This window comes from Kitasatospora sp. NPDC048296, assembly GCF_043201815.1.
Lineage (GTDB): Bacteria > Actinomycetota > Actinomycetes > Streptomycetales > Streptomycetaceae > Kitasatospora.
On the sequence record NZ_JBICZB010000058.1, the window covers coordinates 16372 to 30462 of the forward strand.

4 protein-coding genes and 1 pseudogene are annotated in these 14091 nt (G+C 73.4%); 3 read left to right on the forward strand and 2 right to left on the reverse strand.

The genetic code is table 11. From position 1 onward, the window contains the following. Window positions 1-242: 242 nt before the first annotated feature. The 3 genes and pseudogenes from ACGF12_RS28095 to ACGF12_RS28105 all read left to right on the forward strand — a co-directional run. Complete coding sequence (locus ACGF12_RS28095; protein WP_393035731.1) at window positions 243-2921, forward strand: AMP-binding protein; 2679 nt, start codon at window positions 243-245, stop codon at window positions 2919-2921. Then, entirely contained in the window at window positions 2807-11194 is an 8388-nt protein-coding gene (locus ACGF12_RS28100) for an amino acid adenylation domain-containing protein (RefSeq protein WP_393035784.1), read from the forward strand. The genes ACGF12_RS28095 and ACGF12_RS28100 overlap by 115 nt, the downstream gene beginning before the upstream one ends. 4 nt (window positions 11195-11198) lie before the next feature. Next, window positions 11199-11642, forward strand: a pseudogene (locus ACGF12_RS28105) (condensation domain-containing protein); the annotation flags it as partial. A gap of 33 nt (window positions 11643-11675) precedes the next feature. On the opposite strand, the gene ACGF12_RS28110 reads toward ACGF12_RS28105, so the two are convergent. Continuing rightward, window positions 11676-12530, reverse strand: a complete 855-nt coding sequence (locus ACGF12_RS28110) for a sterol desaturase family protein (RefSeq protein ID WP_393035734.1) — start codon at window positions 12528-12530, stop codon at window positions 11676-11678. Further along, window positions 12527-13249, reverse strand: a complete 723-nt coding sequence (locus ACGF12_RS28115) for a FadR/GntR family transcriptional regulator (RefSeq protein WP_393035737.1) — start codon at window positions 13247-13249, stop codon at window positions 12527-12529. The genes ACGF12_RS28110 and ACGF12_RS28115 overlap by 4 nt, the downstream gene beginning before the upstream one ends. Window positions 13250-14091 lie beyond the last annotated feature (842 nt).

The following is a 14091-nucleotide window of genomic DNA, read 5'->3' on the forward strand; positions in this document are numbered from 1 at the left end:
GGAACAGGAAGCGGGGCCTCCGGTTTCGCCAAGGTTTCCCCGATCTTCATATCGACGTTGTCAACGCACCGTCATCCACGGGAAGTCGACGACTAGATTGATCGACATCACGTGGCATGACAAAAGGCCCGCAGGACCTTCGCTCCCGGAGCCCACCGCCCGTGCCCCCCGTGGACGGGACCGCCCCTTCGCCGGCCCCGCCGCCTCGCACCAGCACCGCCGACGAACCCGGAGCACTCACCATGTCGGACTCCCACGCCGTCACCTGGCCACTCATGGCGGGTCAGTCGGGCGTCTGGTTCGCCCAGCAGCTCGACCCGACGAGTGCGGCGTACCAGATCTCCGAGTGCGTCGAGATCCACGGCGCCGTCGACCCCGACCTGTTCGAGTCGGCGCTGCACGTGGTCCTCGGCGAGTGCGAGGCGTTCCGGCTGCGCTTCGGCAGCGTCGACGGCGACACCGTGCAGACCCTGGAACCGGACCACCGCTGGCCGCTGCGGGTCGAGGACGTCAGCGCGGAGGCCGACCCGGGGGCCGCCGCGCTCGACCTGATGCGGCAGGACCTGAGCCGGCCGGCCGACCCCACCCGGCCCCGGAGCGTCAGCCAGGCGCTGTTCCGGGCCGCGCCGGACCGCTGGTTCTGGTACCAGCGCGGCCACCACGCCCTGGTCGACGGCCAGTCGGGGCAGCTGATCGCCGCCCGGATGGCCGAGGTCTACACCGCGCTGGCCGACGGCCGCGAGCCCGCCGCCGAGGGCGCCCTGCCGTCGTTCCGCCACCTGATCGAGGAGGAGGCCGCCTACCGTGCCTCCGAGGCGTACCGGGCCGACCGCGCGTACTGGCTGGAGCGGCTCGCCGACCGCCCCGAACCGACCACCCTGGCCGGCCGCACCGCCCCCGTCTCGTCCACCCACCTGCGCCACGAGATCCCGCTCCCGCCCGAGCAGGCCGACGCCCTGCGGACGGCCGCCCGCCGGCTGGGGGTCGGCTGGTCGGCGCTGCTGCTGGCGGCGGCCGCGCTCTACCTCGGCCGGCTGACCGGCAGCGACGAGCCCGTCCTCGGTCTGCCCGTGACCGGCCGGGTCGGCCGGATTGCCAAGGCGGTGCCCGGCATGCAGACCAACCTGCTGCCGCTGCGGCTCACCGCGCGCCCCGAGCTGACGGTGCGGGAGCTCGCGCGCCGCACCAGCGCCGCGACCCGCGAGGCGCTGCGCCACCAGCGGTACCGCTACGAGGAGTTGCGCCGCGAGCTCAACCTGCTCGGCGGCGGAGGCCGCCTGGTCGGTGCCACGGTCAACATCATGTCGTTCGGCTACGACCTCACCTTCGCCGGCCACCCGACCACCCTCCACAACCTCACCAACGGGCCGGTCGAGGACCTCTCCTTCGTCGTCTACGACCGCCAGGCGGGGCAGGGCATGCTGCTGGTCGTGGACGCCAATCCGGCGCTCTACGGCGAGGCGGAGCTGGCCGGTCACGCGGAGGGCTTCGCCCGGCTGCTGGGTACCCTCGCCGCCAGTGACCCCGAACTCCCGGTCGGCCTGGTCGAGCTCGTCGACGAAGCCGAGCGGCAGCGGCTCATCGCCGCGGGGACGGCCCCGGCGGTGGCGCTGCCGAGGACCACCCTGACCGAGCTGTTCCAGGCCCGCGCCGCGCGCACGCCGGACGCCACCGCCCTGGTCTGCCGGGGCGTCGAGGTCTCGTACGCGGAGCTCAACGAGCGCGCCAACCGGCTGGCCCGGCTGCTGATCGAGCGCGGCGCCGGCCCGGAGGACCTCGTTGCCCTCGCGCTGCCCCGCTCGATCGAGCTGGCCGTCGCCCTGCTCGCCGTCCTCAAGTCCGGCGCGGCCTACCTCCCGATCGACCCGACCTGGCCGGCCGAGCGGATCGCCCACATGCTCCGCGACGCCCGCCCGGTGGTGGCGCTGGCCGTCGAGGCGACCGCGGCGGTGCTCGCCGAGGCGCCCGCCGCTCCGGTGCTGGTGCTCGACCGGCCGGAGTTCCGGGCCGAAACGGCCGAACACCCCGGCACCGACCCGGCGGACGCGGACCGCCGCCTGCCGCTTCTGCCCGAGCATCCCGCGTACGTCATCTACACCTCCGGCTCCACCGGTCGCCCCAAGGGCGTCGTCGGCATCCACGCGGCCGAGGTCAACCACCTGAGCGCGATCGCCCGCCGCCACCCGTACCGGGCCGACCGGCCCGCACTGGCCAAGAGCTCGATGAGCTTCGTCGACGGCTCCACCGAGCTGCTGGGCGGGCTGCTGTACGGCGAGGGGACGGTGCTGGCGGACGGCGAGCAGGCGAAGGATCCGGCCGCGCTGGCCCGGCTGATCGCCGAGCACGGCGTGGGCCGGATCTTCGTGGTGCCGAGCCTGCTCGCGGCCGTGCTGGACGTCGCCGACCCTGCCCACCTCGCCTCCTGCGAGCTGTGGATGACCACCGGCGAGATCATCCCGGCCCACCTGGCCGCCCGGTTCGCCGAGCTGCTGCCCGGCGCCCGGCTCGCCAACTACTACGGCTCGTCCGAGCTCAGCGGTGACGCCGTCTGCGGCGACTGCGGGCCGGACCGGCAGCCGATCGGCCTGCCCTTCGACAACATCGGCGCCTACGTCCTGGACGCCGCCCTGCGGCCGGTGCCCGTGAGCGCGACCGGCGAACTGTACGTCGGCGGCGCCGCGCTCGCCCGCGGCTACCTGCGGCGGGCCGGGCTGACGGCCGAGCGGTTCGTGGCCGACCCGTACGGCCCGGCGGGTGCCCGGATGTACCGACCGGTGATCTGGCCCGCTGGAACGCCGACGGCGAGATCGAGCTCCTCGGCCGGGCGGACGCCCAGGTCAAGATCCGCGGCAACCGGGTCGAGCCCGGCGAGGTGGAGGCCGCCCTGTGCGACCACCCGGCCGTGCACCGGGCCGTCGTGACGGTGCGGGAGGACGTCGCCGGTGGGCAGCTGCTGGTCGGCTACGCCGTGCTCGCCGAGGCCGGGGCCGCGGAGCCGGAGAACCTCCGGCGGCACCTCGCCCTGACCCTTCCCGACTACATGGTGCCGAGCGCGATCGTGCTGCTGGACGCCATACCGCTGACCCCGAGCGGCAAGGTCGACCGACTCGCCCTGCCCGCGCCGGAGTTCGGCGGCTCAGCCGGCGGGCGCGGCCCGCGCGGCGAGCGGGAGGAACTGCTCTGTGCGGTGTTCGCCGAGGTGCTGGGCCTCGCCTCGGTCGGCATCGACGACGGCTTCTTCGACCTCGGTGGACACTCGCTGCTGGCGACCCGGTTGATCGGCCGCCTGCGCGCGGTGTTCGGCGTCGACCTGGCCATCCGCGACCTCTTCGAGGCGCCCACCGTCGCCGCGCTCGTCGAGCGTGTCGACGGTGCGACCGCCGCCCGGCCCGCCCTGGTCGCGGCCGAGCCGCGGCCCGAGAGCCTGCCCGTCTCCCACGCGCAGCGCCGTCTCTGGTTCCTCGACAAGCTGGAGGCCGCAGGGGCCGCCTACCACCTCCCGCTGGCCGTCCGGCTGACCGGCGCCCTGGATGTGGCCGCGCTGGAGGCCGCCCTGGCTGATGTGGTCGCCCGGCACGAGGCCCTGCGGACCGTCTTCGCCGAGGACGCCGACGGTCAACCGCTGCAGCGGGTTCTCGACGCGGTGCCGGTGCCCCTGGCCGTGCACGAGGTCGCGGAGGCCGACCTGGCGCGGGCGCTGGCGACGGAGTCGGCGCGTGGCTTCGACCTCGCCCGTGAACTCCCGCTGCGTGCGGCTCTTTTCGTGCTCGATGCGGACGAGCAGGTGCTGCTGCTGACGGTGCACCACATCGCTGCGGACGGCTGGTCGATGGCCCCGCTCGCCCGCGACGTGTCCGCGGCCTATGCTGCGCGACTGGCCGGCGCCGCTCCGCAGTGGGCGCAGCTTCCCGTGCAGTACGCCGACTACACCCTGTGGCAGCGCGAGCTTCTCGGCGACGACACCGACCCCGACAGCCTCGCGGCACGCCAACTCGCGTACTGGCGGCGGGCACTGGCCGGCATCCCGGAGGAGCTGGAGCTGCCCGTCGACCGGCCGCGCCCGCTCGCCGCCGGCCACCTCGGCGGCACCGTCCCCGTCACGATCCCCGCCGACACCCACCGCCGCCTGGCCGAACTCGCCCGCGCCCATGGCGCGACGGTCTTCATGACTCTCCAGGCCTCGCTCGCGGCACTGCTGAGCAGGCTGGGCGCGGGCGAGGACATCCCCATCGGCACCCCCGTCGCCGGCCGCACCGACGACGCGCTCGGCGAGCTGGTCGGGTTCTTCGTCAACACCCTGGTGCTGCGCACCGACCTGTCCGGCGACCCCACGTTCACCGAACTCCTGAGCCGGGTCCGGGAGTTCGACCTGGCGGCGTTCGCCCATCAGGACCTGCCGTTCGAGCAGCTGGTGGACGAGCTCAACCCCACCCGCTCGCTCGCCCGCCACCCGCTCTTCCAGGTCATGCTCACTCTTCACAACACCGCCGGGGCGGTCCTCGACCTGCCCGGCGTGGACGTCCGGGTGGAGCCGGCACAGGCCGGATCGGCCAAGGTCGACCTGGCCGTCAGTGTCAGCGAACTCGTCGACGAGACGGGCGACGCGGCCGGGATTCAGGGAACCGTCGAGTACGCCGTGGACCTGTTCGACCGCTCGACGGTCGAGGTCATGGTGGAGCGCTGGGTCCACCTGCTCGCCGCGGTCGCCGCCGAGCCCGCGCTGCCGATCGGCCGGGCGGAGGTGCTTCGCGAGGACGAGCGCCGCCGCATCCTCACCGAGTGGAGCTCCGGCGCCGTCGAGGTGTCGTCGGTCACCGTGCCCGCGCAGTTCGAGGCCCAGGCCGCCCGGACCCCGGACGCGATCGCCCTCGCCTTCGAGGGCGTCGAACTCACCTACGCCGAGCTCAACTCCCGCGCCAACCGCCTCGCCCACCTGCTGATCGCCCACGGCGCCGGCCCCGAGCGGACCGTGGCGCTGATGGTGGAGCGCTCGGCCGAACTGGTCGTTTCGCTGCTGGCCGTCCTCAAGTCCGGCGCGGCCTACCTGCCGGTCGACCCCGGCCTTCCGGCCGACCGCATCGCGTACCTGCTGGAGGGCGGCGCCCCGGCGCTGGTGCTCACGACCGCGGACGCCGCACCCGTGACGACGCCGACCATCGCCCTCGGCTCGCCCGCCGTGGCCCGTGACCTGGCCGCCCTGCCGGACACCGACCCGTCCGACGCGGACCGGATCAGCCCGCTGCTCCCGGCCAACCCGGCGTACGTCATCTACACCTCGGGCTCCACCGGGCGCCCCAAGGGCGTCGTGGTGCCGCACGCGAGCCTGTCCAACTTCCTGGCCGACATGGGCCGCCGTTTCCCGCTGTCCGAGCGGGACTGCTGGGTGGCCGTGACCACGGTCTCCTTCGACATCGCGGCCCTGGAGCTCTACCTTCCGCTGGTCAGCGGTGCCCGGGTGGAACTCGCCCCGCGGGACACCGTGCGCGACCCCGCCGCGCTGACCGAGCTGCTGACCCGCTCGGGTGCCACCGTCGTGCAGGCCACCCCCTCGCTCTGGCGCGCACTGGCCGAGCGGGCCGCCGGCGCCGGCCTGCCCGGGCTGCGGGTACTGGTCGGCGGTGAGGCCCTGCCCGCGCCGCTCGCGGCCGAGCTGTGCCGAATCGGCGAGGTCACCAACCTGTACGGCCCGACCGAGACCACCATCTGGTCCACCGCCGCCCCGGTCACCCGCGACACCGCCCCGACGATCGGCCGACCGATCGCCAACACCCGCGTGTACGTCCTGGACGCCCGCCTGCGTCCGGTCCCGGCGGGTGTGCCCGGCGAGCTGTACATCGCCGGGGCCGGCCTGGCCCGCGGCTACCTCGACCGGCGCGGCCAGACCGCCGAGCGCTTCGTCGCGGACCCGTACGGCCCGGCGGGCGGCCGGATGTACCGCACCGGCGACGTCGTGCGCTGGACGGCCGACGGAGATCTCGTCTTCACCGGCCGTGCCGACGACCAGGTCAAGATCCGCGGCTTCCGCATCGAACTCGGCGAGATCGAGGCCGCGTTGACGGCCCACCCCGAGGTCGCTCACGCCGCAGTGCTGGTCCGCGAGGACCGGCCCGGCGACAGGAGGATCGTTGGCTACCTGGTGCCGGCGGCCGAGCAGGCGGATCTCGCGCTCGTCCGGAAGCACCTGGGCGCCGTGCTGCCCGACTACATGCTCCCCTCGGCACTCGTCGCCCTTGACGTCCTGCCCGTGACGGCGAACGGCAAGCTCGACCGGCGTGCCCTGCCCGCCCCGGAGTACTCCGCCGGTCTGCCCGGTCGGACGCCCCGGAATCCGCGCGAGGAGCAACTCGCGGCCATGTTCGCGGAGTTGCTGGGCCTCGCGGCCGTCGGCATCGACGACGGCTTCTTCGAGTTCGGCGGCCACTCGCTGCTGGCCACCCGGCTGGTGAGCCGGATCCGCGCGGCGATGGGTGTGGAGCTGTCCATCCGCGACCTCTTCGAGGCGCCGACCGTCGCCGGGCTGGCCGAACGACTGGACCTCGCCCAGCCGGCCCGTCCGGCGCTGGTCCGCGCGCAGCGGCCCGCCTCGGTGCCGGTGTCCTCGGCCCAGCGCCGGCTCTGGCTCCTCAACCGCATCGACGCGGCCGGGACCGCTTACCACATGCCGCTGGCCGTCCGCCTGTCCGGCCGGGTGGACGAGTCCGCGCTGGCCGCGGCGCTCGCCGACGTGGTCGAGCGGCACGAGGTGCTGCGCACGGTGTTCACGGAGGGGCCGGACGGCCTGCCGTACCAGCGGATTCTGGACGGTGCGGCTCCGGCGCTCACCCGGACCGGGACGTCGGAGGCCGAACTGTCCGGTGTGCTGGCCGCCGAGGCTGCGCGCCCCTTCGACCTGGCCGTCGAACCTCCCCTGCGGGCCCACCTGTTCACCATCGATGCGGACGAGCACGTGCTGATGCTGGCGCTGCATCACATCGCCGGTGACGGCTGGTCGCTGGCGCCGCTGGCCCGCGACCTCTCCGTCGCGTACACCGCCCGACTGGCCAGCGCGGCGCCGCAGTGGGACGAACTTCCCGTACAGTACGCGGACTTCGCACTCTGGCAGCACGAGCTGCTCGGGGCGGACACCGACCCGGACGGCCTGCTGGCACGGCAGGTCGGCCACTGGCGCCAGGTCCTCGCCGGGCTGCCCGAGGAACTGGAGCTGCCGACCGACCGGCCGCGCCCGCAGGTGGCGAGCCACCGCGCCGGGACCGTCCGACTGGACGTCCCCGCGGACCTCCACCGCGGCCTCGCGGAGCTGGCCCGCGAGCACGGCGTGACGCTCTTCATAGCCCTGCAGGCGGGGCTCGCCGCCCTGCTGACCCGCCTCGGCGCGGGCGAGGACATCCCCCTCGGCACCCCCGTCGCCGGGCGCACCGACGAGGCGCTCGACGACCTGGTCGGCTGCTTCGTCAACACCCTGGTGCTGCGCACCGACCTCTCCGGCGACCCGACCTTCGCCGAGCTCCTCGGCCGGGTGCGGGAGGCGAACCTGGTCGCCTTCGCCCACCAGGACGTGCCGTTCGAGCACCTGGTGGACGAGCTGAACCCCACCCGCTCGCTCGCCCGCCACCCGCTCTTCCAGACCATGTTCGCCCTGCAGAACAACGCCGAGGCGGTGCTCGACCTGCCCGGCCTGGCGAGCCGGACCGAGCGCGTCGACCTCGACACGGCCAAGTTCGACCTGTTCTTCAACCTCGCGGAGCAGTACGCCGAGGACGGCGGCCTGGCCGGGCTGCGTGGTGAACTGGAGTACGCCACCGACCTGTTCGACCGGTCGACCGCCGAATCGTTGGCCGGGCGCCTCACCCGGGTGCTCGCCGCGGTCGTCGCCGACCCGGGGCAGCGGATCGGCGTGGTGGATGTCCTCGCCGAGGACGAGCGGGAGCGCATCCTCACCACCTGGAACGACACGGCTGCCGAGGTCCCGGACACCACTATGCCGGCGCTGTTCGAGGCGCAGGCCGCGCGTACGCCCGGGGCGACGGCGCTGGTCTTCGAGGGTGTCGAGCTGACCTACGCCGAGCTGAACGCCCGCGCGAACCGGCTCGCTCGTCTGCTGGTCGAGCACGGGGCCGGTCCGGAGCGGACGGTGGCGCTGGTGCTGGAGCGCTCGGTGGAGCTGGTCGTCGCGCTGCTGGCCGTGCTCAAGTCCGGTGCCGCATACCTCCCGGTCGACCCGGAGTACCCGGCCGACCGCATCGCCTACGTCCTGGAGGACGGCGCCCCGGCCCTGGTCCTCGCCACCGCCGCCACCCGAGCTGCCGTCCCCGCCTCCGTCGAGGTGCTGGTCGTGGTGCTGGACGAGGCACCGCTCGACCGGTTCCCCGCGACCGACCCAGCCGCCCGGGCGTGCCCGGACAACCCGGCGTACGTGATCTACACTTCCGGTTCGACCGGGCGTCCGAAGGGTGTCGCGGTGCCGCACCGGGGTGTGGTCAACCGGCTGGCCTGGATGCAGACCGACCATGTGATGCGCCCGGAGGACCGGGTGCTGCAGAAGACGCCGTTCGGTTTCGACGTCTCGGTGTGGGAGTTCTTCTGGCCGCTGCTGAACGGCGGCACGCTGGTGGTGGCCAAGCCGGGTGGGCACAAGGACCCGGCGTATCTGGCGGAGCTGATCCGGCGTGAGCGGGTCACGATCACCCACTTCGTGCCGTCGATGCTCCAGGCTTTCGTCCAGGAGCCGAGTGCCGCCGAGTGCACCGGTCTGCGCGGGGTGTTCTGCTCCGGCGAGGCGTTGCCCGCCGACCTGCGCGACCGCTTCTTCGGTGTGCTGCCGGGTGTGCCGCTGCACAACCTGTACGGGCCGACGGAGGCCTCCGTCGAGGTCACGGCCTGGCGCTGCGAGCCGGGAGCGGACGGGGTCGCGGTGCCGATCGGGCGGCCGGTGGCCAACACCCGGGTGTACGTCCTGGACGGCGCCCTCCAGCCCGTCGCACCCGGCGTGCCCGGGGAGCTGTACCTGGCCGGTGTCCAGCTGGCCCGTGGTTACCTGGGCCGCTCCGGCCTGACCGCCGAGCGCTTCACGGCGGACCCGTACGGTCCGGCCGGTGCCCGGATGTACCGCACCGGCGACGTGGTCCGCTGGACCGCTGACGGCGCGCTGGTGTTCGTGGGCCGCGCCGACGACCAGGTCAAGATCCGCGGCTTCCGGATCGAACTCGGCGAGATCGAAGCCGCGTTGAAGGCCCACCCCGACGTCGCCCACGCGGCGGTCATCGTCCGCGAGGACCGCCCCGGCGACAAGCGCCTCGTCGGCTACCTCGTCCCGGCCGGCTACGAGGTCGACCTCATCGGTGTCCGCAAGCACCTCGGCACCCTGCTGCCGGACTACATGGTCCCGGCCGCGCTGGTTCCTATGGACGCGCTGCCCCTGACGGCAAGCGGCAAGCTGGACCGCCGGGCGCTGCCCGCACCGGACTTCGCTGCGGCCGTCTCCGGACGGGCCCCCGGCAGCGAGCGCGAGGAGGTGCTCGCGCGCCTGTTCGCCGACCTGCTCGGGCTCGACCGCGTCGGCGTCGACGACGGCTTCTTCGAGCTCGGCGGCGACTCCATCAGTTCCATCCAGCTGGTCGCCCGGGCCCGCGCCGCCGGACTCGTCTTCACCGCCCGGGACGTCTTCACCCGGCAGACCGTCGCCGAACTCGCCCTGGTCGCCCAGGAGCCCGAGAGCACGACGGCCGCCGAGGACGACGGCACCGGAGACCTGGCGCCCACCCCGATCATGCACTGGCTGCGCGAGCGCGGCGGCCCGGTCGACGGCTTCCACCGGGCGATGCTGCTCCACGCGCCCGCCGACCTCGGCCTGGACCGCCTCACCGCCGCCCTCCAGACCGTGCTCGACCACCACGACGCCCTGCGCGCCCGCCTGGTCACCGCCGACGACGGCACCTGGACCCTCCACGTCCCGCCGCGCGGCACCGTCGAACCCCGGATCGCCCGGGTCGACGCCACTGGCCTCGCCGAGGACGAGCTGCGCGCCCGCTTCGAGGAGCAGGCCCGCGCCGCCCAGGCCCGACTGGCCCCCGCCGAGGGCGAGATGGTGCAGCTGGTCTGGTTCGACGCCGGCCCGACGGCCCCCGGCCGGCTGCTGGTGATGATCCACCACCTGGTCGTCGACGGCGTCTCCTGGCGCATCCTGCTCCCCGACCTCGCCGCCGCCTGGCACGGCGAAGCCCTCCAGCCCACCGGCACCTCCTTCCGCACCTGGGCCCACCTCCTCACCGCCGAGGCCGAACGCCGAACCGACGAACTCCCGCTGTGGCACGGCATGGTGGCGGGCGCGGACCCGCTGCTGGGAGCCCGGGCGCTCGATCCCGCACGGGACACCCGGCAGACCGTCGGCCACCTGGAACTCGCGCTGCCGCCGGAGCTGGCCGAGCCGCTGCTGACCAGCGTCCCGGCGCTGTTCCACGCCGAGGTCAACGACGTGCTGCTCACCGGCCTCGCCCTCGCCGTCAACCGCTGGCGCGGCGACCGGAACGGTCTGCTGCTGGAACTGGAGGCGCACGGCCGCGAGGAGTTCGCCGAGAGCGTCGACCTCTCCCGTACGGTCGGCTGGTTCACCCTCGCCCACCCCGTCCGGCTGGACCCCGGAGCCGTCGACTGGGCGGACGTCACCGACGCCGGCCCGGCCCTCGGCCGCGCGCTGAAGGCGGTCAAGGACCGGCTCCGGACCATCCCGGACCACGGCCTCGGCTTCGGCCTGCTGCGTCACCTCAACCCCGAGACGGCCCCTGCCCTCGCCGAACTCCCGTCCCCTCAGCTGGCGTTCAACTACCTCGGTCGCTTCGCCACCGAGCGGCGGGGCGGCGAGCCCGCCGCGTGGGGGCCGGCCCCCGAGATGGGCGCGATGTTCGGTGGCGCCGACGACCTGGCACCGCTGGCGCACACCGTCACCGTCAACGCCCGCACCGAGGACCGCGCCGACGGCGCCCACTTCACCGCCGCCTGGTCGTGGGCGACCGGGGTGCTGGCCGAGCACGAGGTCCGGCGGCTGGGCGAGTTGTGGTTCGAGGCGCTGGTCGCCCTGGTGCGGCATGCCGAGGGCGGCGAGGCCGGCGGCCTGAGCACCTGGGACGTATCCCTGGCCGAGCTGAGCCAGGACGAGATCGACCTGATTGAAGACAAGTTCGCGGATTGGGACCTGTAAGACCATGGCCAACGCACGTATCCAGGACATCCTGCCGCTCTCGCGGCTCCAGGAAGGCCTGTTCTTCCACGCCCAGTACGACAGCGAGGGCGTCGACGTCTACGCGTCCCAGCTGACCCTCCACCTGGACGGCCCGGTCGACCCGGCCGCTCTCCAGGCCGCCGGCCTCGCGCTGCTCGAACGCCACCCCAACCTCAAGGTGGCCTTCCACCAGATGGATTCGGGCAAGGTGGTGCAGGTGATCCCGCGCCAGGTGAAGCTGCCCTGGACGGAGGTGGACCTCCGAGGTCTCTCCGCCACCGAGCAGTCCGCCGAGGTCGAGCGGCTGCGCGCCGAGGACCGCGAGCGCCGCTTCGATCTCGCGAAGCCGCCGCTGCTGCGCTTCCTGCTCATCCGGCTCGGCGCGGACCGGCACGTGCTGATCCTCAACCACCACCACATCCTGTGGGACGGCTGGTCCAACGGGCGGACGTGGACGCCCTCAGACGGTCGTGCCTGCCGACGGCGGGGGTGCCGGGGTCCAGCCGGGCGGGCCGAGGAAGTAGCCGGCCCTGTCGCGCCAGCGGTCGGCGGTGCGGGCGTCGCGCCACGCGGCGGCGAACTCGTGGAAGGCGACGTGCAGCGGGTTGAAGGTGTGGATGTTCTTGGTCAGGCCGTAGACCACCTTCTCGTCGTCCTCGGCCTGGAAGGTGCGCAGCAGGCGGTCCCAGACGATCAGGATGCCGCCGTAGTTGCGGTCCAGGTAGGCCTTGTTGGAGGCGTGGTGGACGCGGTGGTGGGAGGGGGTGTTGAAGAGCCACTCGACGGGGCGCCAGAGCTTGTCGACGCGTTCGGTGTGGAGGAAGAACTGGTAGGCGAGGCTGACGGACTGTTCGAGGAGGATCATCCACGGCGGCAGGCCGAGCAGGGCGAGGGGCAGCCAGAACGGGAGGCTGGTCATCGGGGTCCAGCTCTGCCGCAGGGCGGTGGAGAGGTTGTAGTGCAGACTGGAGTGGTGCGGGACGTGGCTGGCCCACAGCACGCGCACGCGGTGGTGGGCGCGGTGGAACACGTAGTACGCGAGGTCGTCGGCGAGGAAGAGGACGAGCCAGGTCCAGGGTGAGTCGGTCGGCAGGTGCCAGGGGGCGACGGTGTACAGGGCGGCGTAGGCGAGGACGGCGACCACGCGCCAGGGCCCTCCGATGACCAGGCTTCCGATGCCCATCGACAGGCTGGTGGCGGTGTCGCGGGTTTCGTAGCCGCGTTCGTCGTCGTCGGGCAGGAAGCGGTAGGAGAGGAGTTCGAGGACCAGGAGCAGGAGGAAGGCCGGTACGGCGTAGATGACGGCGGGTATCACGATCTGGCCTCCTGCTCGGTACTGGCGCGGGTCATGGCGGTGACGGTGCGGGTGAGCATCTCGCGGGCCACCTGCTCGGCGGCCTGCGCGTCCCGGGCGGCGATGAGTTCGGCGAGGCGCCGGCGGATCGCGACGTCGAGCAGTTCGGCGGTGCGGTGGACCAGCGGCACCTCGCCGCTGGCGACGGCTCCGCCGACCAGGGTGTTGAAGGACAGCAGGTAGGCGAGGTTCCCGGAGCCCGCCACGATCAGCCGCCACAGGGCGACGTCCGCCTCGTCCAGCGCGGCCAGGTCGGCCCCGATGCCGTCGTAGGCCTCGGCGGCCCCGACGATGGCCTCGGCGGTCTGCGGGGAGCGGCGATCGGCGCACAGGCGTGCCGCGTCCGCGCCGATGCAGGCCCGCATCTCCATCGCGTCGCGCTGGAACTCGGTGAAGACCGCATTGCCGCGCGCGACGTCGAACACGAGGTCAAGCCCGGCGTTGGTGCGCCAGTCGAGGACGCGGGTGCGTCCGCCCTGGCTCACCTCCACCAGCCGCGCCTGCTGCAGGCGCTTGACCGCTTCACGGACCGCGTGCCGGTTGACGCCGAACTCCGCGGCCAGATCGCGCTCGGCGGTCAGCGCGCTGTCGGCGGGCAGGTGGCCGCTCAGGACCCGGTCCCGGAGAACCGTGAAGAGCTGGTCGGAGACCGACTCCCGCTTGATGGGTGCTTCCGTCATGCCGATGAGGATGGCCCCGGAACCCACGACTGGTCAACTGGTTGGACCAGGTGATCTCGGTGCACGTTCTCTCCTCGGCAGAACCGGGGGATGCCCGGCGGAACCGAGAAGGAGAAGATCGCCGAGGCCGTCGAGTCCGGGCTCAGCGGTACGGTGCGGCCGTGGGCTGTTCCTGGCCTTGCCGGGGGGCTTCGGCCGCCCGGGTAGGCAGAACAGCGAGGGAAAGGGGCGGCCCGCGCTCCGGCCGGTGCGTCTCGTCCTCGGCTACGCCGGTGGTGATGGCGCCGTCGTACAGGCGGCGGCCGCCCGCCCGCGATTCGTCACGGTTGGCGGGGCGGCCCTTGCGGGGCGCGCTGAACTCGGTGCCCGGCTCACCGGGACCCGGCGTGAGGCCGGATCCCGGTGGTGCGGCCGACTTGGCGTCAGTTCTTCGGCGTGGCGCTGGGGCCGGCGTTGGTGTACGAGCCCGACACGATCGGCCATTCGTGCCGGCAGACCTTGAACGGCAGGTCCTTCTCGAACAGCGGGGTGCCGAAGATGGCGATGCGGCCCAGGACGGCGCCGTCGATCCCGATCCCGCCGGAGAGGTGGGCCCTGCCCTGGACGACGGGCTTGCCGGCGCTGCTGTCCTGAGGCGGCTGCTGCCCTGGTAGGAGAAGGTGACGGTCGGGTCGAGTTCGATCGAGCCGTCGAGCGTGGCCTTCGCCCCGCCGGCCAGGTCGATGGTGTCGTTGGCGTCGACGGATCCGCCCCGGCGTGGGAGAACAATCCCACGCCGGGGCAACGGGCTGAGCTTCCTGTCGCTGCCTACATGCAGCGGGCGGTACCCGTTGCTAGCGGTG

Coding starts and splice junctions, on each gene's coding strand:
- ACGF12_RS28095 (WP_393035731.1), top strand. CDS start 243: ATGTCGGACTCCCACGCCGTCACCTGGCCACTCATGGCGGGTCAGTCG.
- ACGF12_RS28115 (WP_393035737.1), bottom strand. CDS start 13,249: ATGACGGAAGCACCCATCAAGCGGGAGTCGGTCTCCGACCAGCTCTTC.